This is a genomic window from Massilia sp. LjRoot122 (assembly GCF_964252725.1).
Classification (GTDB): domain Bacteria; phylum Pseudomonadota; class Gammaproteobacteria; order Burkholderiales; family Burkholderiaceae_D; genus Telluria.
On the sequence record NZ_CAXUPB020000001.1, the window covers coordinates 3032642 to 3056111 of the forward strand.

19 protein-coding genes and 2 tRNA genes are annotated in these 23470 nt (G+C 66.6%); 7 read left to right on the plus strand and 14 right to left on the minus strand.

Translation table 11 applies throughout. The annotated features are described in order from the left end of the window. Positions 1 to 36: 36 nt before the first annotated feature. The 5 genes from cphA to ACSQ25_RS13195 form a co-directional block, all read right to left on the minus strand. The gene (gene cphA, locus ACSQ25_RS13175) at positions 37 to 2667 is read right to left on the minus strand and encodes a cyanophycin synthetase (RefSeq protein WP_436106137.1); all 2631 of its coding nucleotides are present in this window, start codon (positions 2665 to 2667) and stop codon (positions 37 to 39) included. Between the two features lie 51 nt (positions 2668 to 2718). Further along, a complete protein-coding gene (locus ACSQ25_RS13180; RefSeq protein ID WP_436106138.1) occupies positions 2719 to 4170 on the minus strand; it encodes an iron-containing redox enzyme family protein in 1452 nt (483 codons plus the stop codon). Between the two features lie 146 nt (positions 4171 to 4316). Continuing rightward, complete coding sequence (locus ACSQ25_RS13185; RefSeq protein ID WP_436106139.1) at positions 4317 to 6080, minus strand: thiamine pyrophosphate-requiring protein; 1764 nt, start codon at positions 6078 to 6080, stop codon at positions 4317 to 4319. A 21-nt stretch (positions 6081 to 6101) separates the two neighbouring features. Then, the gene (locus ACSQ25_RS13190; protein ID WP_436106140.1) at positions 6102 to 6719 is read right to left on the minus strand and encodes an isochorismatase family protein; all 618 of its coding nucleotides are present in this window, start codon (positions 6717 to 6719) and stop codon (positions 6102 to 6104) included. Positions 6720 to 6846: 127 nt separating this feature from the next. Continuing rightward, positions 6847 to 8244 (minus strand): amino acid transporter, encoded by a 1398-nt coding sequence (locus ACSQ25_RS13195; RefSeq protein ID WP_436106141.1) that lies wholly within the window; start codon positions 8242 to 8244, stop codon positions 6847 to 6849. 397 nt (positions 8245 to 8641) lie between these two features. Here ACSQ25_RS13195 and ACSQ25_RS13200 point away from each other — a divergent pair, with 397 nt between their 5' ends. Next, positions 8642 to 10699, plus strand: a complete 2058-nt coding sequence (locus ACSQ25_RS13200; RefSeq protein ID WP_436106142.1) for a diguanylate cyclase — start codon at positions 8642 to 8644, stop codon at positions 10697 to 10699. On the opposite strand, the gene ACSQ25_RS13205 is transcribed toward ACSQ25_RS13200, so the two are convergent. After that, complete coding sequence (locus ACSQ25_RS13205) at positions 10686 to 12662, minus strand: MHYT domain-containing protein (protein WP_436106143.1); 1977 nt, start codon at positions 12660 to 12662, stop codon at positions 10686 to 10688. The two genes, ACSQ25_RS13200 and ACSQ25_RS13205, sit on opposite strands and share 14 nt — an antisense overlap. A 136-nt stretch (positions 12663 to 12798) precedes the next feature. Next, positions 12799 to 13782: a diguanylate cyclase domain-containing protein gene (locus ACSQ25_RS13210; protein WP_436106144.1), complete on the minus strand. Its 984-nt coding sequence runs from the start codon at positions 13780 to 13782 to the stop codon at positions 12799 to 12801. Between the two features lie 414 nt (positions 13783 to 14196). On the opposite strand from ACSQ25_RS13210, the gene ACSQ25_RS13215 reads away from it, so the two are divergent. The 4 genes from ACSQ25_RS13215 to ACSQ25_RS13230 all read left to right on the plus strand — a co-directional run bounded on the left by ACSQ25_RS13215 (position 14197) and on the right by ACSQ25_RS13230 (position 17222). Then, positions 14197 to 14448: a helix-turn-helix domain-containing protein gene (locus ACSQ25_RS13215; RefSeq protein ID WP_436108074.1), complete on the plus strand. Its 252-nt coding sequence runs from the start codon at positions 14197 to 14199 to the stop codon at positions 14446 to 14448. Positions 14449 to 14619: 171 nt separating this feature from the next. Then, positions 14620 to 15489 (plus strand): protease HtpX, encoded by an 870-nt coding sequence (gene htpX / locus ACSQ25_RS13220; RefSeq protein ID WP_436106145.1) that lies wholly within the window; start codon positions 14620 to 14622, stop codon positions 15487 to 15489. A 23-nt stretch (positions 15490 to 15512) separates the two neighbouring features. After that, positions 15513 to 16541: an AI-2E family transporter gene (locus ACSQ25_RS13225; protein WP_436106146.1), complete on the plus strand. Its 1029-nt coding sequence runs from the start codon at positions 15513 to 15515 to the stop codon at positions 16539 to 16541. A gap of 75 nt (positions 16542 to 16616) precedes the next feature. Continuing rightward, positions 16617 to 17222, plus strand: coding sequence for a PEP-CTERM sorting domain-containing protein (locus tag ACSQ25_RS13230; protein WP_436106147.1), 606 nt, complete (start codon positions 16617 to 16619; stop codon positions 17220 to 17222). A gap of 53 nt (positions 17223 to 17275) precedes the next feature. Here the strand turns inward: ACSQ25_RS13230 and ACSQ25_RS13235 are convergent. From ACSQ25_RS13235 to ACSQ25_RS13255, 5 genes are all read right to left on the minus strand, one after another. Beyond that, positions 17276 to 17350, minus strand: a tRNA-Val gene (locus ACSQ25_RS13235). Positions 17351 to 17485: 135 nt separating this feature from the next. Further along, positions 17486 to 17560 (minus strand) — tRNA-Val (locus ACSQ25_RS13240). 26 nt (positions 17561 to 17586) lie between these two features. After that, a complete protein-coding gene (dnaQ, locus tag ACSQ25_RS13245) occupies positions 17587 to 18306 on the minus strand; it encodes a DNA polymerase III subunit epsilon (protein ID WP_436106148.1) in 720 nt (239 codons plus the stop codon). A 63-nt stretch (positions 18307 to 18369) separates the two neighbouring features. Further along, positions 18370 to 18828: a ribonuclease HI gene (gene rnhA, locus ACSQ25_RS13250; protein WP_436106149.1), complete on the minus strand. Its 459-nt coding sequence runs from the start codon at positions 18826 to 18828 to the stop codon at positions 18370 to 18372. After that, positions 18825 to 19598, minus strand: coding sequence for a class I SAM-dependent methyltransferase (locus tag ACSQ25_RS13255; RefSeq protein ID WP_436106150.1), 774 nt, complete (start codon positions 19596 to 19598; stop codon positions 18825 to 18827). Before ACSQ25_RS13255 ends, rnhA begins: the two co-directional genes overlap by 4 nt. A 47-nt stretch (positions 19599 to 19645) precedes the next feature. Here ACSQ25_RS13255 and gloB point away from each other — a divergent pair, with 47 nt between their 5' ends. Next, positions 19646 to 20449: a hydroxyacylglutathione hydrolase gene (gene gloB / locus ACSQ25_RS13260; RefSeq protein ID WP_436106151.1), complete on the plus strand. Its 804-nt coding sequence runs from the start codon at positions 19646 to 19648 to the stop codon at positions 20447 to 20449. 31 nt (positions 20450 to 20480) lie between these two features. Here the strand turns inward: gloB and aceB are convergent, their stop codons facing one another. Further along, positions 20481 to 22070 (minus strand): malate synthase A, encoded by a 1590-nt coding sequence (aceB, locus tag ACSQ25_RS13265; RefSeq protein ID WP_436106152.1) that lies wholly within the window; start codon positions 22068 to 22070, stop codon positions 20481 to 20483. Positions 22071 to 22227: 157 nt separating this feature from the next. On the opposite strand from aceB, the gene ACSQ25_RS13270 reads away from it, so the two are divergent. Then, positions 22228 to 23130 (plus strand): LysR family transcriptional regulator, encoded by a 903-nt coding sequence (locus tag ACSQ25_RS13270; protein ID WP_436106153.1) that lies wholly within the window; start codon positions 22228 to 22230, stop codon positions 23128 to 23130. 60 nt (positions 23131 to 23190) lie between these two features. Here ACSQ25_RS13270 and ACSQ25_RS13275 read toward each other — a convergent pair whose 3' ends face one another. Next, on the minus strand, positions 23191 to 23394 hold the full coding sequence (locus tag ACSQ25_RS13275; protein ID WP_027867533.1) for a cold-shock protein: 204 nt from the start codon (positions 23392 to 23394) through the stop codon (positions 23191 to 23193). Positions 23395 to 23470 lie beyond the last annotated feature (76 nt).

Below are 23470 nucleotides of genomic sequence, written 5' to 3' on the forward strand. Positions count from 1 at the left end.
CGGCCCGCAGGCCGCTTCCGTCGTCCTGGCGCAGCTTTACACCTGCGCCGCCACCAGGTCCGCACTCTCCGGATCGTTGACCCGCAGCGCATCCACGAATACCTGCAGCGAGGAGCCGCAGGCGAACACCAGCACGTCGCCCGGCCGGCACAGCTCCAGGCCGTAGCGGATCGCCTCGCCGACCTCGATCACGCGGTGCAGGGTGTCGCTCATGCCGGCCGCTTCCTCCGCACCGTCCAGGATCAGGTCGACCGCCTCGCCCACTTCGCGGCCGCGGCTCTGGGATTCGTAGACCACCAGCTCGTCGAAGCGGGCGCCGCACACCCGCCCGACCTCGCGCAGGTCTTCGTCGCGGCGGTCGCCCGGGGCGGTGACGATCCCCACCAGCTGCCCCGGCAGCAGGGCGCGCGCCATCTCGGCCATCGCCTTGTAGGCCGCCGGGTTGTGCGCGTAGTCGACGATCACGGTCACGCCGCGAATATCGAACATGTTCGTGCGCAGCGGGTTGTTGCGGCCGTTCGATACGAAGGTGGACAGGCCGGTGGCGATCTGCATGTTGCTGAAGCCGGAGGCCATCAGGGCTGCGGTCGCCGCCAGGCTGTTGGCAATGTTGAAGCGCGCACGGCCTTCGAAGGCCACCGGCATGCTTTCCACCCGCAGCAGCTCCTGGTGCAGGTTGCCGTCGGCGACCACCACCGCATTGTCCTGCAGGTAGACGCCGCGCCCGCCCTCTTCCAGGTGGTTCAGGAAGACCGGGTTCTCCGGGTCCATCGAGAAGTACACGATCTCGGCTTCCGGCTTGGTACGCCGGCCCATGGCCACGCACAACGGATCTTCGGCGTTGAGCACCACCGCCTTCGACGCCGAGGTAGCGACCACTGCCTTTACCTGGGCCAGGTCTTCCACCGTGTCGACGCCGTCCAGGCCGAGGTGGTCGGCCGCGATGTTCAGCACCACGCCGACGTCGCAGCGATCAAACGCCAGGCCGCGCTTGAGGATGCCGCCGCGCGCCGTTTCCAGCACCGCGAATTCGACGTCGGGAGAACCGAGCACGGTGCGCGCCGACCAGTAGCCGGTGCAGTCGCCCTTGGCCACCTGCTTGCCGTCGATGAAGACGCCCTCGGTGGTGGTCACGCCGGCCACCTTGCCGGCCAGGCGCACGGTGTGCGCGATCAGCAGCGTGGTGGTGGTCTTGCCGTTGGTGCCGGTCACCGCGACGGTCGGGATGCGCCCGTCCGAATCGCCCATCAAGCCCTGCACGATGGCGTCGCCGGCGTCGCGCGGCTGGCCGGCGCTCGGGTACTGGTGCATGCGGATGCCGGGCGCCGCATTGACTTCGATGACGGCGCCGCGCTGGGCGTCGAGCGGCAGCGCGATGTCGCGGCAGACGATGTCGATGCCGGCCACGTCGAGGCCGATCTTGGCGGCCGCACGCACGCACAGCAGGCGGGTCGATTCGGGCAGCAGGTCGGTCACGTCCTCGGCGGTGCCGCCGGTGGACAGGTTGGCATTGCCGCGCAGTTCGGCCGTCACGCCCACCGGCAGCACGCTGTCAAAATCGTAGCCCTGCTTGGCCAGCACATCGCGCGCATGCTCGTCGAGCGCGATCTGGGTCAGGATGTTGGTGTGGCCGGCGCCGCGCGCCGGGTTCCGGTTCTCGCGCTCGACCAGGGTGCGGATGCTGGCCACGCCGTCGCCCACCACATGGGCCGGGCGCCGCATCGCGGCCGCCGCCACCTGGCCGCCGGCCACCAGCACGCGGTAGTCGCAGCCTTCGACATAGCGTTCGACGATGATGCGGCGGCCGTACTGGCGCGCGAACTCGAAGGCGCGCGCGACCTGTTCGTCGTCGCGGCAATCGACGGTCACGCCCTTGCCCTGGTTGCCGTCGAGCGGCTTGAGCGTCACCGGCGCCTTCAGGCGCCTGGCCGCGCGCTGGGCGTCCTCCACATCGGTGACCACCGAACCTTCCGGCACCGGCACACCGGCTTCCTTGAGCAGGGCCTTGGTCAGCTGCTTGTCGCTGGCGATCTTCACCGCGATGAAGCTGGTGTCGCCGGTGGTGGTGGCCTGCAGGCGCTTCTGCTTCACGCCCCAGCCCAGCAGGAACAAATTGGCGTCCTCGGTGATGCGCTGGGTCGGGATGCCGCGCTCATGGGCGGCCGCCAGCACCGCCGCGGTACTGGTGCCGATCGCGTGGCGGGCGACGATCGAGCGCAGTTCCTCCAGGCGCGGCCCCAGCTCGAACTCTTCTTCATTTCCCAGGGCCGTGACCAGGTCCACGGCCAGCTGGAAGGCCGGCTGCACCAGCTTTTCCGCCTGGTAGGCGCAGACGATGCGGAACACCCCGGGGCGGCCGGCGACCGGGCGCGTGCGCCCATAGCTGGCGGGCGCCCCGGCCTGGGTCTGGAGGTCGAGCGTGACCTGCTCGATCACGCGGCCGAGATAGGTGCCTTCGCGCAGGCGCTGGGCGAAGCCACCGCGGGCGCCGATCGGCAGCACCTGGCCGGCCAGCGAAGGCAGCGCGGCCAGCAATGCGTCATTGAAGCCGGGGATGTCTTTCGAGGAGAGACCGTACAGCTCCTGCAGGTCGATCACGCTCAGCAGGCAGGGTGAATCGGCGTGGACGTTCGGTCCACGCAGGAAGCGTTGTTCCAGGATTTGCACGAATAGATCCTTGTAATCGTTATGGCAGAAGAGCTGGCTGGTTGCGGCGATTCAGGCGTCGAACAGCCGCGTGTACATGCGGGTGGCCATCAGGCCCACCGCCGTGTGGTGGATCTCGGGCGCCATCAGGCCGCCCAGCAGTTCCATCGCGTCCTGTTTGCCGGCGGCCGCGGCCACCTGTTCTTCAAGCAGCCGGAGTTCGTTGTCCGGCGCTTCCAGGCGCGGGTGGCGGCGGATCAGGCCGCGTTCCGGGAAATCGGCGCTGCGGTCCGCATGCTGGCCCAGGTTGTCCAGGGTGCGCTGGCGGGCGCGCCAGGTCAGCGAGCGTTGTCCTTCCGCGCGTTTGCCGTCCGGGGTCGACATGATCCAGTCGCGCAGCACCTGCTGCTCATAGGCGTTGAAGACACCGAACATCTCGGCCTTTTCGCCATGCACCAGGCGCCAGAATCGGCTGTGCTCGACGTCTTCGCCGCGCTTGATCCAGCCGGCCTGCTCCAGCGCCCCCAGGAAGTCGGGGATGCGGGCCGGATCACCCAGCCAGTCGTTGACCGAGCGGCCGGCGACGCGGCAGTAATCCGAGTGCATGTTCTTGCCGACGCTGCTCTTGGACGCCAGGATGCCGACCAGCTCGGCCTGCAGGTCGAAGCCGGCGATGCACGAGGTGGTGCTGGCGCCGATGTCGTTCAGGCGGTAGCCGTCGAGCACGCGGCGGTAGAAGGCGTCGGCGTCGCCCACGCGCGGCATCAGGTTCTTCAGGGCCTGCACCGCCTTCTGGGCATGGCCGCTGGCCGCATTGTCGACCGTGACGTGCAGGGTGAAGTAATACGGATCGATGCCGAACTCGTTCAGCTCGTACGAGGTGATCAGCAGGTGTAGCGGCAGCTGCTCGTAGCCCAGGTTGTAGCCGATGACTTCGGGCAGGAAGTGTCCGGTGTTGTGGCCGAGCGCGAGCTGGATCGCGCCCTGCACGAAGTGTTCTTCGTCGAGATGCTCCCAGCCCTCGCAGCCGTGCGTGGCCAGCAGCTTGCGGTAGATCGTGACGTGGTTCTTGCTCGGCGCACCCTCGCCCAGTTCCTCGAGGTAGGTCTTGATCAGCTCGTGGTAGGCCGGGTTGTCCCAGTGCTTCAGCAGGCCATACAGCCAGGCGCCGTCGACCAGCTTGGTCGGCGCGACCGCCTTGATGAAGTAGAGCGCGTGCGCGCGGCAGGAAAAATAGCGGCGCGGCGCGCCGTTCTTGCGCGCGGCCAGGTAGTCGCGGTACTGGGCGCCGACGGCACCCGTGCGTTCCTCGACCCAGGCCGGCAGCGCTGCCAGCGTGGCGGGCAGGTCGCTCGGCAGCGCCCGCACGGCGGCGATCTGGTCGGCGACATAGGCGCGCGCCTCGTCCTGATGCGCGCGCGCGTTCTCGTACAGCGAAAAGTACAGGCGCTTCGCGCGTTCCCGGGTGGCGGAAACGCCTGGCGCCGCAAGCTTCGTGGTCTCAGCTAACAGCATCGAATTCATGGTCTCGGATTCTTTTTTGTGTCTTAGGACGGTGGCAACATTATCCGGGCTGGTCCATGTACACAAAATCGGTAGCGGCGCTGTGAGGATGTAAGAAAGGGATTACAAAAGAACCATCACCGGACAGCAAACTTCTTGCCATATGCTCAAGATTCCGATTGGGCGTCGGCGCCCCGCCTGACATCCTCCGCCTCGGGGTCGCCCTTGGCGATGGCCTGCGCATACTGCTCCTGCTGCTGTTCGACCATGTGCGGCGGCAAGGGCGGAATGTTCGGGTCCACCACGACTTCCAGCACGAAGGGCCGGTCGCTGGCAAATGCCTGGTCCCAGGCGGCGCCCAGCTCCTCGGGGTCCGCGACCCGCCGCCCGTCCAGCCCCAGCATCTGCGCATAAGCCGCATAGGAAAAATCAGGCAGCCGCTGGGAAGGCTCGTACTTGGGCTGGCCCTGCATGCCGCGCTGTTCCCAGGTGACGAAATTGAGGTCGCGGTTGTTCAGCACCATTATCACGAAGCGCGGATCGGTCCAGCGTTCGCGGTGCCAGGCGATCGACATCAGGGCGTTGATGCCGTTCATCTGCATGGCGCCGTCGCCGGCCAGGGCGATCACCGGCCGCCCCGGATGGGCAAGCTTGGCCGCCAGCGCATAGGGCACGGCCGAGCCCATGGTCGCCAGGGTGCCGGACAGCGAGGCCAGCATGCCCGGACGCAGCTGCAGGTGCAGCGCGTACCAGGCCGCCACCGAGCCGGAGTCGCCCGCGATGATGACGTCCTCCGGCAGGCGCGGCGACAGCTCGGTGAAGACCCGTTGCGGATTCACCGGCTCGGCCGGCTCCATCGCCTTCGCGGCGAGCAGGCGCCGGCTGGCGGCGCTGTCGTCTTCGATCCGTGCACGCCAGCCGCGCTCCTGCTTGCGCTCCAGGAAGGGAATCAGGGCGCGCAGGGTGGCCCCGGCGTCCCCTTGCAGGTTTGCTTCCATCGGATAGCGCAGGCCCAGCATGCGTCCGTCGATGTCGATCTGCACCCCGCGCGCCTGCCCTTCCGGCGGCAGGAACTCGGCGTAGGGGAAGCTCGAACCGACCATCAGCAGGGTGTCGCAGTCCTGCAGCATGTCCTTGCTGGCCCGGGTGCCGAGGATACCGACCGATCCGGTCACGAAGGGCAAGCCGTCGTCCAGCACGGCCTTGCCCAGCAGCGCCTTGGCCACGCCCGCGCCCAGCAGCTCGGCCACCTCGGCCAGTTCCCGGTGCGCGCCCTGCGCCCCGGCCCCGGCCAGGATCGCCACCCTGCTCCCCGCATTCAGGATCGCCGCGGCGGCGCGCAGCGCCTCCTCGGGCGGGACCAGCGCCCTGCTGGCGACGCCGACGCCGCTGAAGGTGTAGCCATGCTCGCGCGGCGGCAGCGGCACCGCGTCTTCGTCCTGCAGGTCGCTCGGCAGGATGATGCAGGTGACGCAGCGCTCGCTGAGCGCGATGCGCACCGCCCGGTCGACCAGGTGGCGCAGCTGCTCGCTGGATGCCGCCATCTGCACGTAGTCGCCGGCGACATCCTTGAACAGGGACAGCAGGTCGACCTCCTGCTGGTAGCTGGCGCCGAGCGCGCTGCGCTTCTGCTGGCCGACGATGGCCACCACCGGCTGGTGATCGAGCTTGGCGTCGTACAGGCCGTTGAGCAGGTGGATCGCGCCCGGACCGGAGGTGGCCAGGCAGACCCCGACCTCGCCAGTGAACTTGGCGTGGCCGCAGGCCATGAAGGCCGCCATCTCTTCGTGCCGGGTCTGGATGAATTCGACGGCCTGCTGGCGTCCGAAGGCGCCCATGATGCCGTTGATGCCGTCCCCGGGATAGCCAAAGACACGCCGCACACCCCACTGGTGCAGGCGTTCGAGCAGGAAGTCGCCGACCGTTGCCATTGAATGTCCTCCGATTGCCTGCTACAGCGGCGCGCCGAGCTGGGCGTCCGCGACCAGCTGGCCGGCGGACAGCCTGACCGGCAGCGCGCCCTTGGCCAGCATGCGCGCCAGGGCCCGGTCGCCGTCGCCGGGCGCGACTTCGACCGCGCGCGTGGCTTCCAGCACGAGCAGCACCTCGAAGCCGGCCGCGATCCCGTCGAGCACCGTGTTGAGCACGCAATAGTCGGTGGCCAGGCCGCATACCGCCAGCCGGGTGACGCCGTCGGCCAGCATGCTGCGTCCCAGGCCGGTGCCGCTGAAGGCCGAATACGCATCCTCGGCCGCGGTGAGTGCCTTGGAGATCACGATCGCTTCCTCGGGCAGGCGCAAGGCTTCGCTGAACAGCGCGCCCTCGGACCCGGCCACGCAATGCGGCGGCCACGGGCCGCCCTGGGCCGTGAACGAGCAATGCGCATCCGGATGCCAGTCACGCGAGGCGTAGATGGGCAAGCCGCGTCCGTGGTAGAGGTCGATGAGGGCATTGATGGGTTCGATGACGAGGTCGCCGCGCGGCACCGCCAGGGCGCCGCCGGGAAGGAAGTCGTTCTGCAGGTCGACGATCAGGAGGGCGTCGCCCTTGCCCAGCACGATGGCGCTCATGGATCCGGTCTCCGTGAAAACCGCGGCCCGGAATGGGCCGGCGTCCGGGCTAGCTTAGCACGCTGGCAAGAAAAACGCCCGGCCACCTTACGGTGCCGGGCGTCTCCAGGGCAATGCTACCGGGCGCTTACTGCTGCGTGTTGAGCAGCGAGCGCTGGCGGGCGTACAGGAAGTAGACCGCCAGGCCGATCAGCAGCCAGACCACGAAGGCCACCCAGGTATGCCAGCTCAGGAAGGACATCAGGGCCAGGCAGAAGATGATGGCCAGGGCCGGGACCACCGGCACGCCCGGGCAGCGGAAGGCGCGGTGCAGTTCCGGACGCTTCTTGCGCAGGATGATCACGGCCAGCGAGACCAGCGAGAACGCGGCCAGGGTGCCGATGTTGACCAGTTCGGCCAGCACGTCGAGCGGGACCACGGCGGCGATCAGGCCGAACACGATGCCGACCATCCAGGTGGCGAAGTACGGGGTGCCGTATTTCGGATGCACTTCCGACAGCTTGGCCGGCAGCAGGCCGTCGCGCGACATGGCGAACAGGATGCGGGTCTGGCCGTAGGCCATCACCAGCATCACGGTGCTCATGCCCAGGATCGCGGCCAGGTCGACGAAGCCGGCGACCCAGTCCTGGCCCGCGTACTGCAGGGCCAGCGAGACCGGGTGGTCGACGCCCTTGAAGTTCATGAACGGGACGATGCCGGTCATGATGGCGGCGACGATCACGTACAGCACGGTGCAGACGGCCAGCGAACCGATGATGCCGATCGGCAGGTCCTTGGACGGGTTCTTGACTTCCTCGGCGGCCGAGGTGACGGCGTCGAAGCCGATGAAGGCGAAGAACACCAGCGCGGCGGCGCTCATCACGCTGCCGAAGCCGAAAGGCATGAAAGGCTGCCAGTTTTCCGGCTTGACGTAGTTGACGCCGACCACGATGAACAGGATCACGACGCCGGTCTTGATGATCACCATGACGTTGTTCACGCGCGCCGATTCACGCACGCCCATCGACAGGATCCAGGTCAGGAAGATCATGATCAGGAAGGCCGGCAGGTTGATCAGGGTGTCCACGCCCGGCTGTGCGCCCGGTGCGGCGCGCAGCGCCTCCGGCAGCACGATGCCGATGCCCTTGAGCAGCGACTGGAAGTAGCCCGACCAGCCTACCGCGACGGTCGAGGTGGCGAGGCCGTATTCGAGCAGCAGGTCCCAGCCGATCATCCAGGCGACGATTTCGCCCAGGGTGAAGTAGCTGTAGGTGTAGATCGAGCCGGCCACCGGTACGCTCGAGGCGAATTCGGCATAGCACAGCGCGGCGAAGCCGCAGGCCAGCGCGGCGACGATGAAGGAGAGCGTCAGGGCCGGGCCCGCGGTCACGGCACCGGTACCGGTCAGCACGAAGATGCCGGTGCCGATGATGGCGCCGATGCCCATCAGGACGAGGTCGAAGGGACCGAGCACTTTCTTGAGGCCGCCGGGCTTCTGGGCCGCGGCAACCATCGTGTCAAGATTTTTAGTTCTGAAAAGACTCACTGCTTGTTCTCCAATCAAAAAATAGTAGGGTTCCGCGTCTTGTGTTTGCCGCTGCACTGTATGCCTGCGGTAGCGCTCTGTCCATCCGTCCGGTAGGGCCGGATGCCTGACGCGTGAACCGACTGTCGCCGCATCTGCTGCTGCCTAAATCTGCAGACCCGCCATTATCACCAGATTGTTGTTGGGAATCAAAGTAAAGTGATGAAAAGCGAATAATTCTTTTATTTCAAGCAAAAAACCGACGGCCGTTGTGTATACGTCGTGCGCGGTTTTGCTCACTTGATTTCCACAAATCAACAGAACATAATCGTCCTGTCGCCGCATCCAGCGGCGTCGAGCCGCCCGGCCTCCCGCCGCTCGCCCTTCCCGCCGACATCCTTTGCCGCTGCCGAACACGATGACGATCCCACTGGCATCCCGACCGGCGATGCGTGCGTGGCGCCGGAGCCTGCCGTCCCTGCTGCTGGCGTTGGCCTGCGCCGCTGCGCCCGTGGCACAGGCCGCAGGTCCGGCCGCGCCGGAAGTGCGCCTGCGCGCCCTGGCCCAGGTGGCCGAGCGCAGCATTCCGGAAGCCCGCAGCCTGCTGCTGGCCGAGGCGCCCGCCTTCACCAAGGGGGCGCCCTATGCCGTGCATCTCGGCTACCTGCGCCTGCTGCGCCGCATCCACAGCGATGCCGGGCAGTTGAGCGAAGCGTATGCGGTTGACGAGCGCATCATTGCCCTCGCCGGCGGCGCCGGCGACGCCCTGCACGTGGCGCTGGGCAGCCTCGGGCGCGTCCACAAGCGCCTCAACGACAATGACCCGGCCGCCGCGATGGCCCTGCTGGAAACCCTGAATGCCCGCTACCGCGCACTGCGCAGCAAGGAGTTCGAGGCCCATGCGGAGGTGGCCTACGGGGCGATCTACAACACGACGGGCCAGCACGACCGTGCGCTGCGCCACTACCTGCGCGCGCTGGAACTGGTACAGGGCCAATCCGAACTGTGGGGGCCGCGCGAGGCCGACATCAGGCTGGCGCTGGCGCGCCTGTACGTCAACAGCGACAACGCCGTCAAGGCGCTCGAGACCACCCGCGCCTATCGCGAAGCGCGCAGCGGCCGCGAGGGCCAGGCGGATGCGATCCCGCCGCGGGTCGAGGCCCTGATGCATTTCATGGACGGGCGTGCCTACGTCTCGCTGCGCCAGCTGCCGCAGGCCCATGCCGCTTTCGAGCGCGCGCTGGTGCTGGCGCGCAGGTACGAGCTGCGCTGGATCGAAGCGAACGTGCTGGGCAACCAATCCGACGCCTGGCTCAAGGCCCAGCGCTACGTCGAGGCCGAGCGTACCGCCCGCACGGCGGTCGCGCTGTCCGAGGAGGTGACGGACCAGAGCATCATCCAGATGGTGAATGCCAACCTGGGCTTCGCCTTGTATGGCCAGGGCCGGCATGCCGAAGGCTCGGTGTACATCGACCGCACCGCGCAGGAACTGCGCAAGGCCGGCGCCATGCTGGCCGTCTCGAACATCCTGGCCGAAAAGAGCGAGGCACAGGAAAAGGCCGGCCTGCACAAGCAGGCCTTGCAGACGGTGCGCGAGCGCGAGCAGATCCAGGAAACCCTGGCGGTCGAACGCCGCAACAAGGCCTTCGCCGCCCTGCAGGAGCAGTTCAACGCCAAGGAGCGCGCCGCCCAGATCGAGCGCCTGCGCCAGGAAAACGCGGTCAAGGACGCCGAACTCCACAACCGCAACCTGCGCCTGGCGCTGGCCTCGCTCGGGGCGCTACTGGCGCTGGTGCTGCTCGGATTCGTGTCCATGCTGTACCGGAAGTCGCAGGCGACCAGCCGCCGCCTGGCCGAACTGAACGCCGAGCTGGCGCACAGCTCCGCCCACGATCCCCTCACCGGCCTGTTCAACCGGCGCTCCTTCGTCGACCGGATGCGCGCCAGCGAGGCGGCCTCCAACGATTGCTTCACCCTGCTCGACATCGACCACTTCAAGCGCATCAACGACCAGCATGGCCACGCCGCCGGCGACGTGGTGCTGGTCGAGGTGGGCCGCCGCCTGAACGAGGTGGTGCGCGGATCGGACATGGTGCTGCGCTGGGGCGGCGAGGAATTCCTGGTGTATTCGCAGGGCGTGAGCGAGGACCGGCGCCCGCTGCTGGTGCAGCGCATCCTGAACGCCATCGCCAGCGCGCCGGTGGTGCTGGAAGACGGTACCGTGCTGCAGGTCAGCGCCACCGCCGGAGCGGTCTCGCTACGGCTCGGTTCCGGTGAAGCCTTCGGCTGGGAACAGGCGATCGCGCTGGCCGACCGCGCCCTTTACAAGGGCAAGGAAGCGGGACGCAACCGCGGCTTCATCGTCGAAGGGGTCGAAGGCAGCGCTGCCGGCGAGGCTGCCGGCAACGAGCGTGAGCTCCAGCTGCACCTGGTGCTGCCCGACATGTACTGGCAGCCGGCGCTCACACCCGGCTGAGCGCCCTGCGCCCCGCCATCCCGACCACCGTCTGCAGCAGCACCGCCGGGCGCAGCGGCTTGGCCAGGTATTCGTCGAAACCCGCCTCCAGCGCGCGCTGCTGGTCTTCGCGGCGCGAGAAGGCCGTCAGGGCGATCGCCGGCACGCCGGCCAGGTTGCGCTGGCGCCCGGCCCGGATGCGGCGGATCAGCTCGAACCCGTCCATCAGCGGCATGCCGATGTCGCTGATCAGGAGGTCCGGCTGGTGGCGTTCGAGCATGCGCAAGGCCTCGCCGGCGCTGGTGGCGGTCACGATCACGGCACCGGTCTCGGCCAGCACCTGCTGCACCAGTTCCAGCGAGTCGGGTTCGTCGTCCACCACCAGCAAGGTCATGCCGGCCAGGCTGCCCGTGGACGCGGCGCCCGCAGCGCTGTCCGCCACGGAAACCGGCGCCGGCTCGGCCGGGGCCGCACCCTGGTAGAGCGGCAGGTGCAGGCTGAAGGTCGCGCCCTTGCCCTGCCCCGGGCTGGCGACGGTGATCGTGCCGCCCTGCAGTTCGATCAGCTGGCGCGCGATGGACAGGCCCAGCCCGAGGCCGCCGTGGCGCCGCGCCGAGGAGGAATCGGCCTGGCGGAAGCGGTCGAACACGTAGGGCAGGAAGTCCGGATCGATGCCGATGCCTGAGTCGGTGACGTCGATCGCCACTTCATCGCCTTCGCGCCGCACGCTGACGGCGACGCGGCCGCCCGCCTCGGTGAACTTGATCGCGTTCGACACCAGGTTCGACATCACCTGCTGCATGCGCCCGAGGTCGCCCAGCACCGGCCCGGCGTCGTAGTCGACCTCGGCCACGAGCTGGATCTGCTTGCCGAGGGCCGCGGGGCGCGCGGTCTCGAGCGCGGCGTTGACGAATTCGGCCGGCGTCACCGCTTTTGCTTCGACCCTGATTTTGCCGGCCATCAGGCGGCTCATGTCGAGCATGTCCTCGATCAGCTGCGACTGGGCGCGCGCGTTGCGCTCGATGGTTTCCAGGCCGCGGCGCAGCATCGCCTCGTCGCGGTGGCCCTGCAGCAGCAGTTGCGACCAGCCCAGCATCGCGTTCAGCGGGGTGCGCAGCTCGTGCGAGAGCGTGGCCAGGAATTCGTCCTTCAGCTGGCCCAGGTTTTCGGCCTCGAGCCGCGCCTTCTGCTCGCGCAGGTACAGTTGCTGGCGCTCGGCCGCGGTCTCCAGCGAGGCCGCCAGGGTGCGGGTGCGCGACTCGAGGCGGGTGTCGAAGATCGCGGCCAGCAAGGCGATGCTGAGCACCGCGAAGCTCACCACCGCGACCAGGATCGCCAGATGGTCCTGGTTGACCCCGTTGCCGGCGGCACGGCACACACTGGCGGCATCGAAATGGGCCGCGGCCATGCCGGTGTAGTGCATGCCCGAGATCGCACCGCCCATGACGACGGCGGCGCCCAGCTGCAACAGGCGGTGGCGGCTGACGTTCTCGTTGAGCTTGAAGCTGATCCACAGGGCGCCGGCGGAAGCGCCGATCGCGATGGCGAGCGAGGCCAGGAACAGCCAGGGGTCGTAGGTGATGGCCGGGTCCATGCGCATGCCGGCCATGCCGGTGTAGTGCATCGCATTGATGCCCAGGCCCAGCAGCAGCGCGCCCCAGGCCAGGTGGCGCCCGCCCAGTTCGCGGTGGCGCAGCTGCCACAGGGCCAGGCCGGAGACCAGCACCGGCAGCAGCCAGGACACGAAGGTGATCACGGGATCGTAGGCGAGCGGCATCGGCAGGCGGAAGGCGAGCATGCCGATGAAGTGCATCGCCCAGATGCCGCTGCCCATGGCGAAGGCGCCGCCGGCCATCCAGGCATGCGGCGCATAGCCCTGCGATTGCTTGACCCGTAGCGCGAGGCTCAGCGCCGTGTAGGACGCGAAGATCGCGACCAGGATCGAGAGCAGCACCAGCTTGGGTTCGTAATGGCCGATCAGCATAAGAAGTAGTCACATCCCTTCGTGTCCGCAGCAGCAGCGCGCGGCAAGCCCCGCGGCCCGAGTGTACACGAGCGCAGCCGGACTTGGCGCTATCGGATCTGACAGGGACGCGCGTTAATATTTCCTAGCTGCAATTCTACAGGGATACTGCGGACGTGTCGCCGTCGACCACCACGCGGTCGCGCCCGCCCCGCTTGGCGGCATACAGGGCCTTGTCGGCCGCCTCGATCAGGCGCGCCGGTTCATTCAGGCGCGTCTGGTCGAATCCGGCCACCCCGATGCTGAGGGTGACGTGCGGCCGCAGCGCATTCGGCGCATGCGGCAGCTGCAGCGCCGCCACGTGCTCGCGGATCGCCTCCGCATGGGCGCGCGCCTGCTCCGCCGTGGTGTCGGGCAGGATCGCGGCGAACTCTTCGCCGCCGTAGCGCGCGGCCACGTCGGCCGGGCGCTTGCACATGGCGGCCAGCGCCTGGGCGACCGTGCTCAGGCAGGCATCGCCCTCCTGGTGGCCGAAGTGGTCGTTGTAGGCCTTGAAGGAATCGATGTCCATCAGCAGCAGGGACATGGCGCCGCCGTTGCGTTGGGCGCGGCGCAGTTCGCGGTCGAGGGCGACGTCGAAGTGGCGGCGGTTGGCGATGCCGGTCAGGCCATCCACATAGGAACGGGCGCGCAGCGATTCGGCGTGGTCGAGCAGGCGCCGCTCGCGGTCCACGGTGCCGCTGACGTCGCGGATCTCGACCAGGCAGAAGCGCTCGCCGCCTTCGCTGAAGGGCGTCACGCTGACCGCCTGTTCGATGCGCGCGCCGTCGAAGCTGCCCGCCTCGCGCAGTGGGAAGGGCGAGCGTCCGCTGGATGCCGGCACCGTGGTGGCGATGTCTTCGGTGAGCGCCGCCAGCACCGCCGACTCGATGCGCGAGCCGCGCAGTTCGGGGAAGACGTCGAACAAGGAACGGTCGCGCACGCGCGCGGCGGCATAGCCGGAGCGCGGCACCATCCAGCCGTTCCACAGGACGATGTCGTGGCCGGCGTCGAGCACGACCAGGCCGCAGTCGACCAGGTTGACGGCGCGCGCCGCGAAAGCGAGGGCGAGCGGGTTGGCGGGTTCGGTCTTGTTGTTCATCGCCGGCAGGAGTGATCGAAAATGATGTCAGAAAGAAACTACCGGATCATACCCGAGTTTGCCCTGCGCCGGCCAGGATCTGCGCCAGATGTTCCGGCGCCGCCGGATTGCTTCAGCTCGCAATCAAACCCATCCATAGCGAAGGATGACAGCGCCCTCTTCAACGGGCATGCGTGGGGGCTCCTGCGGCGGGCGAAGGGCCACCGGCTCGCTACATGACCATTTTCGGCAAATTTCCTGTATCAAAAGCGCTATTTACAAAAAGTGCATGGTCGTGATTTTTCGTGAGCCTTGGAGCATATCTTTCCGGCTACGATCAGGTCTTTGGTGCGGTCCGCCGGGCCGCAAGCGAGTCTCGACATGGGCGAACGGAAGGAAGAATCAATGGCTGGCAAGATGGGTGAAGAATTCGGTATGGACTCGGTCGGCATCGACCTGGTGGCGGACGCGGTGCCGCACAACGCGCCCTGGCCGGCGGCCCCGCATGAACTGCGCCGCCTGCGCATCCGCAAGCGCGAGAGCCAGGAAAAGTTCTGGAGCCGTTTCGGCGTCACCCAGTCCAGCGGCAGCCGCTTCGAAACCGGCGTCGTGATCCCGCCGCCGGTCGCGATCCTGCTGCGCCTGTACGTCAACGGCACCCTCAAGGACGACGACCTGCACGGCTGAGCCCTTCCGGGCGCCGTCCGCTGCGGCGCCCCTCTGCATTGCTTCTATTTTAGTGAAGTAATGTTTCTGATTTCTTCGCTTTTCCAGGACCCACCGGTTGCTTTATCCTTATGCATGAGCAAATGCGGCCACGGCCGCATTTGACGCTATCGATCAACGCACACCGGAACCATGAAACGCATCGTACTTCTCATCGCGACCAACCTCGCCATCATGCTGGTGCTGGGCATCTCGGCCAGCCTGCTGGGCGTGAACCGCTTCCTCACCGCTAACGGACTGAACCTCGGCGCCCTGCTCGCCTTCGCCGGCCTGATGGGCTTCGGCGGCGCCTTCATCTCGCTCCTGATCTCGAAACCGATGGCCAAGTGGTCGACCGGGGCGCGCGTGATCGCGCAGCCCTCGAACGGCACCGAAGCCTGGCTGCTGGACACCGTGGCGGCCCAGGCGCGGCGCGCCGGCATCGCGATGCCCGAAGTCGCGGTGTACGAGGGCGAGCCGAATGCCTTCGCCACCGGCGCCTCGAAGAACGCTTCGCTGGTGGCCGTGTCCACCGGCCTGCTGGCCTCGATGACCCAGGACGAGGTCGAGGCGGTGCTGGCGCACGAGGTCGCGCACATCGCCAACGGCGACATGGTCACGCTGACCCTGATCCAGGGCGTGGTGAACACCTTCGTGATCTTCCTGGCGCGCGTGGTCGCCTACGCGGTCGACAGCTTCCTGCGCAAGGACGAGGAAAACAGCGGCCCCGGCATCGCCTACACCATCACGGCCATCGTCTGCGATATCCTGTTCGGTATCCTGGCCAGCATCATCGTGGCCTGGTTCTCGCGCCGGCGCGAATACCGCGCCGACCGCGGCGCCGCACAGATCATGGGCACGCCGCGTCCGATGATCGATGCGCTGGCCCGCCTGGGCGGCTTTGCGCCCGGCGCGCTGCCGAAGAACATGGCTGCCTCGGGCATCGCCGGCGGCGGCGTGATGTCGCTGTTCAGCAGCCACCCGTCGTGCGAGGAGCGCATCGCCGCTCTTCAGCACGCCTGAGTACCTCGAACTGAAGGAGCCGGATGCGCTACTCGTCACTCGTGCTGCCGGTGCTGTTCGCGACCGCGCTGGCTTTCCTGCTGCAGCACTTCCTCGGCTCGCTGGCCTGGGCCGGCCTGCTGGCGGTCATCACCTGGCCGCTGCACGAACGCCTGCAGGCACGCGGCCTGCCGCGCCTCGCCAGCGCCGCGGTGCTGGTGGCACTGTTGGTACTCTGCTTTGTCGGTCCCTCGCTGCTGCTGGTCAAGGCCCTCGGTAACGAACTGGTCGGCATCCAGCGCCTGCTGACCGAACTCAACCAGGTCGGCGTACCGCCCCCCGCCTGGCTGGCCGGCATCCCGCTCGTCGCCGAGCGCATCCTCGCCTGGTGGAACGAGCACCTCGCGGTGCCCGGCGGCCTGAACGCACTGATCCAGACCACCCTCGGCGACGTGATTCCGCACCTGACCGGCGCGGCGCGCTTCTGGGGCTCAGTGATCCTGGCCAACGCGCTCTACCTGTTCCTGACCCTGCTGACCCTGTTCATCCTCTACCTGCACGGACCGGCCGTGGTGCGCTACGTCGATGGCGCAGGCAGCCGCTTGCTGCCCGACCACTACGGCAACCTGCGCCGCATCCTGCCGCTGTCGGTGCGCGGCACCGCGCTCGGCCTGTGTTCGATCGCGGTGCTCGAGGGGATCGTGCTGGGCATCGCCTACTACATCGCCGGCGCACCGGCCCCGGCCATGCTGGGCGTGATCACCGGCTACCTGGCCCTGATCCCGGGCGGCGCCCCGCTGTCCTTCACCATGGTGTCGCTGCTGCTGCTCGGCCAGGGCCATGCCGGCGCCGCGCTCGGCCTGTTCACCTGGGGCGCGGTGGAACTGTTCATGGTCGACAAGTTCATCCGGCCGAAGCTGATCGGCCACCGCGTCAACCTGCCCTTCCTGGCGGTACTGTTCGGTCTGCTGGGCGGCGTGTCGACCCTGGGTGTCATCGGGCTGTTCGTGGGTCCCTTCATGATGGCGGTGCTGTTCAGCTGGCTGCGCGCGGGACAAACTACAACAGTTTAGGGGGATCGCAGCGCAAGGGTGCGTCATGAAAATTGCTTGTTAGTTAATAATGGACATCATTTTTCGGAGACGCAGATGAAACTTGCATCCACCCTGGCCGTTGCCGCTTGCCTGCTCCTCCCGCTTGCGAGCGATGCGGGCGTCATCTACGAATGGCGCCCGACCAATGACGGCACGCCGCGCAACATCACATTCCAACTCGAGTTCACTCAGGAAACCGTGGATAGCGGCGCCTTCAGCTTCGTCGTTCCCTTCGGCGACTACACCGCCTCGTATCCGGATTCCGGCCTGCTGTCGCTGCTGTATACCTTCCCGGGTACCGCAGGCTATATGAGCTACCAGCCGCCAACAGAAAAGTTCCGCAACGGCCTCGGGCACCTCGACATGGACATCCGCTTCGAAGCAGGCGGCTACCTGAGCGGTCGCATTTATGCCAACAATGCGGAAAACCATATCGACCTGCTGTCGGACGGCACACTGTTCACCATCCGCGACGCCGACAGCGACGCCGGCATGCCGGGCGCGGGCTGCGGCTGGCTCCCCTGCGGCGGTGCGGCGGGCTACCTGCGCGATGTCCGGATGAACGAGGTTCCGGAGCCGCATGCGCTGGCACTGTTCGGACTCGGCGCATTGGCTGCGCGCGGCGCGCAGCAGCTTCGGCCGCGGCGGCGCCAGGCCTGAGCGCCGAATGCAAAAAGGCCCGCAACGTTTCCGTTGCGGGCCTTTTGTAATCCTGGTGGGAAGTGCAAGTTTCGAACTTGCGACCCCTGCAGTGTGAATGCAGTGCTCTACCCCTGAGCTAACCTCCCGAGTGCGTGTATTATGCACTAACTATTGAGATTCATCAATATCAAACTGCAATCACCGGCATTTGCATCGATCGCGCATGCCCAGCAAGCAGAAACAAAAAAGCCGCACAGTGCGCGGCTTTCCTGATGAATTCTTGGTGGGAAGTGCAAGTTTCGAACTTGCGACCCCTGCAGTGTGAATGCAGTGCTCTACCCCTGAGCTAACCTCCCGAAGCGAGGCGTATTATGCCACAGGATCACCCTGCCGTCACCCCTGCTGGAGAATAATTCCTCCACACACAGCTGCCTTTCACGTTCTTGTCGAGGCCTGCCAGCACTTCTTCGTGCGCGGCGATCTCGTCGCTGCTTGCCGCGAGCACGATGATCTCGCCCAGCGGACCGGCATCGCCCAGTTCGCCGCCGGCACTCGCCTCGACCGCCACGTCCATGGTCAGGGAGTTCTGGCCGCGCGTCATCGCGAGGTACACATCCGCCAGCAGTTCCGAGTCGAGCAATGCGCCGTGCAGCTTGCGGTGCGCATTCGAGATTTCGTAGCGATCGCACAGCGCATCGAGGGAGTTGCGCTTGCCCGGATGCAGTTCCTTCGCCTGCACCAGGGTGTCGATCACGCCGCTGCAATGGTCGGTGAAGGGCGGCAGCCCCAGGCGTGCGAACTCGGCGTTCAGGAAGCCCAGGTCGAAGGGGGCGTTGTGGATGATGACTTCGGCGCCCTGCACGAATGCACGCAGTTCTTCGACGATCTCGTGGAACTTCGGCTTGTCGCTCAGGAATTCCGTCGTGAGGCCGTGGACCGCCAGTGCCGCCTCGTCCGAGTCGCGCTCCGGATTGATATAGCGGTGAAAATTATTTCCGGTCAGCTTGCGGTTGAAGATCTCCACGCAGCCGACCTCGATGATGCGGTCGCCCGTGCGGGGATTCAGGCCGGTGGTTTCGGTATCGAGGACAATCTGGCGCATGGACGTTTTACTGATGAGTTGAAGCGAGCCGCAGTATAGCAAACCGCGGCTCCAGCAACTGTCTTATCGGCGCACAGAGGCCGCGCCGCGGTTGGCCAGCACGTCGGCGCGCTCGTTGCCCGGGTGGCCGTTGTGGCCGCGCACCCAGCGCCATTCGACCGCGTGCTGCTGCTGGGCCAGGTCGAGCGCCTTCCACAGATCGTCGTTCTTCACCGGCTCGCGGGTCGAGGTCTTCCAACCGCGCGCCTTCCAGCCGTGGATCCATTCCGAGATCCCCTTCTGCACGTACTGGCTGTCGGTGTGCAGCACCACCTGGCATGGGCGGTTCAGCACGCCCAGAGCCTCGATCACGGCGCGCAGCTCCATGCGGTTGTTGGTAGTGTTCGGCTCGCCGCCGAAGATTTCCTTTTCGTGGCCGCCCGAGACCAGCAGCGCGCCCCATCCGCCGGTGCCGGGATTGCCCTTGCAGGCGCCGTCGGTGAAGATCTCCACCTTGCTTGAATTCGTTTGTGTGTCGCTCATTCTCTATTCGCCGCCGGCACTGCTGCCGGGCGCTTGCTCGTTTTCTTGTTCCATGCAGGTCCGATGATGTGCATGCCCTTGACCCGCTTGATGGCGTGGACCACGTACACGGCGCCCAAATAGGGCCACCAGCGCCGGCCGGCCGACTCCATCATCGAGAACCGGCTCAGCCAATGGGCTGTCCGGCACGGCGGCGCGTAGCAGCCGAAATGGCTGCGGCTGACGCCGAGATTCAGCAATTTTAACCAGTCCTTGAGGCGCGGCATAGAGATGAACTCGCCGGACGCCGGCAGGTAGCCGTTGCGGGTGACCCTGCCCACGCCCTGGCGCATGCCCCACAGGCTGGCCGGATTGAAGCCGCAGATGATCAGCTGCCCTTCCGGGATCAGGACGCGTTCGACCTCGCGCAAGACCTGATGCGGCTCGCTGGCGAACTCAAGCACGTGCGGCAGCACCACCAGGTCGATGCTGTGCGATGCGAAGGGCAGCTCGGTGAAGTCGAGCGCCACCGCGATCTGCTTGCCGCTGGCCGCGAAGGCCAGCTCGTCGGCGGTCGAGGTGCGGATGGCCGCCTGCCACTTGTTGGGCATGCGGCTGGCCGCCAGCGCATCCAGCTGGGGCACGCCGATCTGCAGCGCATTGAAGCCGAAGATATCGACCGTCAGCTCGTCGAGGCAGGCCTGCTCGAAGGCGCGCACGTAGGCGCCCGCCGGCGATTGCAGCCAGTGGTCGAGCGCTATAATGGATTTTTCCGATGCCGCGCTGTCCATACCACTCTTGAGCCTTCCCTATTCCACCTGCTGTTCCACACCACACCATGACGAGCCCAGCGCATAGCGACCTGTCGGTCCTGACCGTACCCGCCTTCAACGACAATTACCTGTGGGTGATTCATGACGGCGTGCACGCGGCCGTGGTCGACCCGGGCGACGCCGGTCCGGTCCGCGACGCGCTGGCCGAACACCGTCTCACCCTGACTGCCATTTTACTCACCCATCACCATGCTGACCACATCGGCGGCGTGCCGTCCCTGCTGGCGGACAATCCGGTGCCGGTATTCGGGCCCCGAAATGACGGAATCGAGGGCATCACCCAGTCCTTGGGCGAAGGCGATCGCATCACCGTGCCCGGGCTCGACCTGGAATTCGCCGTGCTGGACGTGCCCGGCCATACCCTGGGACATATCGCCTATGTGCGGCGCACGCCGGGCGCACACTGGCTGTTCTGTGGCGATACCCTGTTCGCCGGCGGCTGCGGCCGGCTGTTCGAAGGCACGCCGGCACAAATGGCGGACTCGCTCGCCAAGCTGGCGGCACTGCCCGACGATACACTGGTTTACTGCGCGCATGAATATACGGTGTCGAACCTGCGCTTTGCCCAGGCGGTGGAGCCGGACAACCAGGGCCTGGCCTTGCGCATGAAGGATGCGAGCGAGAAGCGCGGCACCAGGCTGCCGACGGTGCCCTCGACCATCGGTCTGGAGCGCGGGACGAATCCCTTCCTGCGTTACACGGAACCGGGGATCGTGAAAAGCCTGGTGGAGGCCGGCAGGCTGAAGGAAGCTGCGTCGCCGGTGGAGGCCTTCGCAGCTTTGCGGGAGTGGAAGAACGTATTCAAGTAGGGTGGGCAGCCGCCGCCCACCCGAAGGACAATCAAATTTCTTCGTACAGCGGCAGCGTCAGGAACTCCGCAAACGTCTCCGAGGTCGACATCTGCTCGAAGATCTCGGCCGCCCGCGCATAGCTCGGGTTATCGCCGTTCGGCGCATCGCCCTTCACCTTGGCCAGCTCTTCCGGAATCATCGCACGCACCATCTCGGCCGTGACCTTGCGGCCGTCGTCCAGCACGCCCTTCGGCGAGCGGATCCACTGCCACACCTGCGAGCGGCTGATTTCGGCGGTCGCCGCATCTTCCATCAGGTTGTGGATCGGCACGCAGCCGTTGCCGGCCAGCCAGGCGCCCAGGTAGTGGATGCCGACGTTGATGTTATAGCGCAGGCCCGCTTCCGTGATCGGCGTCTCCGGCTTGAAGTCGAGCAGCTCGCGCGCGCTGACCTCGATGTCCGGCCGCTGCTTGTCGATCTGGTTGGGCCGGTCGCCCAGCACCTTGGTGAACTCGGTCATCGCCAACTCGACCAGGCCCGGGTGCGCCACCCAGCCGCCGTCGTAGCCGTCGGTCGCGTCGCGCGCCTTGTCGTTGCGCACGCCGCCCATCGCCACCTCGTTCTTCTCCGGATCGTTCTTGATCGGGATCAGCGCCGCCATGCCGCCGATCGCCGGCGCGCCGCGCTTGTGGCAGGTCTTGAGCAGCAGCAGCGCATAGGCGCGCATGAAAGGTGCCGTCATCGTCACCTTGGCGCGGTCGGCCAGGCAGAAGTCCTTGTCCAGCTTGAATTTTTTAATGCACGAGAAGATGTAGTCCCAGCGGCCCGCGTTGAGGCCGGCGCTGTGTTCGCGCAGCTCATACAGGATCTCGTCCATCTCGAAGGCGGCCAGGATGGTCTCGATCAGCACGGTCGCCTTGATGGTGCCGCGCGGCAGGCCGAGCGCCTCCTGGGTCATCACGAAGATGTCGTTCCACAGGCGCGCTTCGAGGTGGGATTCCATCTTCGGCAGGTAGAAATAGGGACCGGCGCCGCGCGCCAGCTGCTCCTTCGCGTTGTGGAACATGAACAGCGCGAAGTCGAAGATGCCGCCCGAGACGCGCTTGCCGTCGACCAGCACGTGCTTCTCATCCAGGTGCCAGCCGCGCGGGCGCACCACCAGCGTGGCCACCTTGTCGTTCAGCTTGTAGGTCTTGCCGTTCTGCTCGAGCGAGATGCTGCGGCGCACCGCGTCGACCATGTTGAGCTGGCCGGTGATCTGGTTGTCCCAGTTCGGCGTGTTCGAGTCCTCGAAGTCGGTCATGTAGCTGTCGGCGCCGGAGTTCAGGGCGTTGATGACCATCTTGCGCTCGACCGGACCGGTGATCTCGACGCGCCGGCATTCCAGCGCCTTGGGAATCGGGGCGATCTTCCAGTCGCCGTTGCGGATGTGGGCGGTTTCCGGCAGGAAGTCCGGACGCTCGCCGGCGTCGAGACGGCGCGCACGCTCGGCGCGCACGGCCAGCAATTCCTGGCGGCGCGGCTCGAAGGCGCGCGACAGCTGGGCGACCAGCTCGAGGGCCTCTGGGGTCAGGATCCGTTCGTAACCGGGTTTGATTTCGGCGGTGATCTGCATGCCGGCGGGGGTGGCGATGGTCATTGCGCTAACTCCTGTAAGTGGAAAACCGGTGTCGCCGAAGACGCGAAGCCCTGCGCCTTGGCGTTTGTCATAGCATCAAGTATATTCACTTCCAGATAGCTAAACGATACATTTACTCACTACATCTGTGCGTTTTTGTATCAAATCAGGAGGATGATTGGACAAGTTCAGGCAGATTTCCACCTTCGTCGAAGTGGTGGCGCGCGGCAGCCTGTCGGCGGCGGCGCGGGCCGAGGGCATTGCGCCGGCGATGATCGGGCGGCGCCTCGATGCCCTGGAGGCGCGGCTCGGCGTCAAGTTGCTGCAGCGAACCACACGCCGCCTCGTGCTCACCGACGAGGGCGCCGCTTTCCTCGAGGATTGCCAGCGCATCCTCGCCGAACTCGAGGAAGCCGAGTCCGCGGCCACGGAACGGAGCGCGCGCGCCACCGGACGTCTAGCCGTGTCGGCCCCGGCCGGCTTCGGCCGCCAGCACGTGGCGCCCCTGCTGCCCTCCTTCCTGGCCGAGCACCGCGAAGTCACGGTCAACCTGAATTTGACCGACCGCCTGGTGGACGTCGTCGGGGAAGGCGTGGACGTGGCGATCCGCATCGCCAGCCTGAACGATTCGAACCTGGTGGGCACCAAGCTGGCCGACAACCACCGCGTGGTGGTCGGCACGCCCGGCTACCTGAAGCGGCATGGGCGGCCGCGTGTGCTGGCCGACCTGGCCAGGCACAACTGCCTGGCAATCAGCAGCGAAGGCAGCCAGCGCGGCTGGACCTTCCTCGACAAGGGCAAGCCGGTCACGCTGAAGGTGGGCGGGAATATGGAATGCAATGACGGCGCGGTACTGCACGCCTGGGCGCTGGCCGGCAAGGGACTGGCCTGGCGTTCGATGTGGGAAGTGGGAGCGCAGATCGCGGCGGGCGAACTGTGCACGGTGCTGGACGAGTTCGCCGCGCCGGGTAATGACATTTATGCGGTATTCGCGCAGCGCCAGCACCTGCCCCTGCGGATCCGCGCCTTTGTCGACTTCCTGCGGCGCAGTTATGCGCAACCGGAGTACTGGCGGATCTGAATCCGACAGGCAAAAAAAATCCCCGGCTACCCGGGGATTTTTGCTATCGCTGGAGAGCGATTACAGCGGCTGGATGTTCGCGGCCTGCTTGCCCTTCGGGCCAGTGGTCACGTCGAACGAAACGCGCTGGTTCTCTTGCAGCGATTTGAAGCCGTTGCTCTGGATTGCCGAGAAGTGTGCGAACAGATCTTCGCCGCCTTCATCAGGGGTGATGAAGCCGAAACCCTTCGAGTCATTGAACCATTTAACGATGCCAGTTGCCATTACAATTTCCTATTTCAGTTAAGTTGGGCTTACGCCCGTTTAAGATCGTTTGAAGAAGCAAGAAAGAAATGACAGA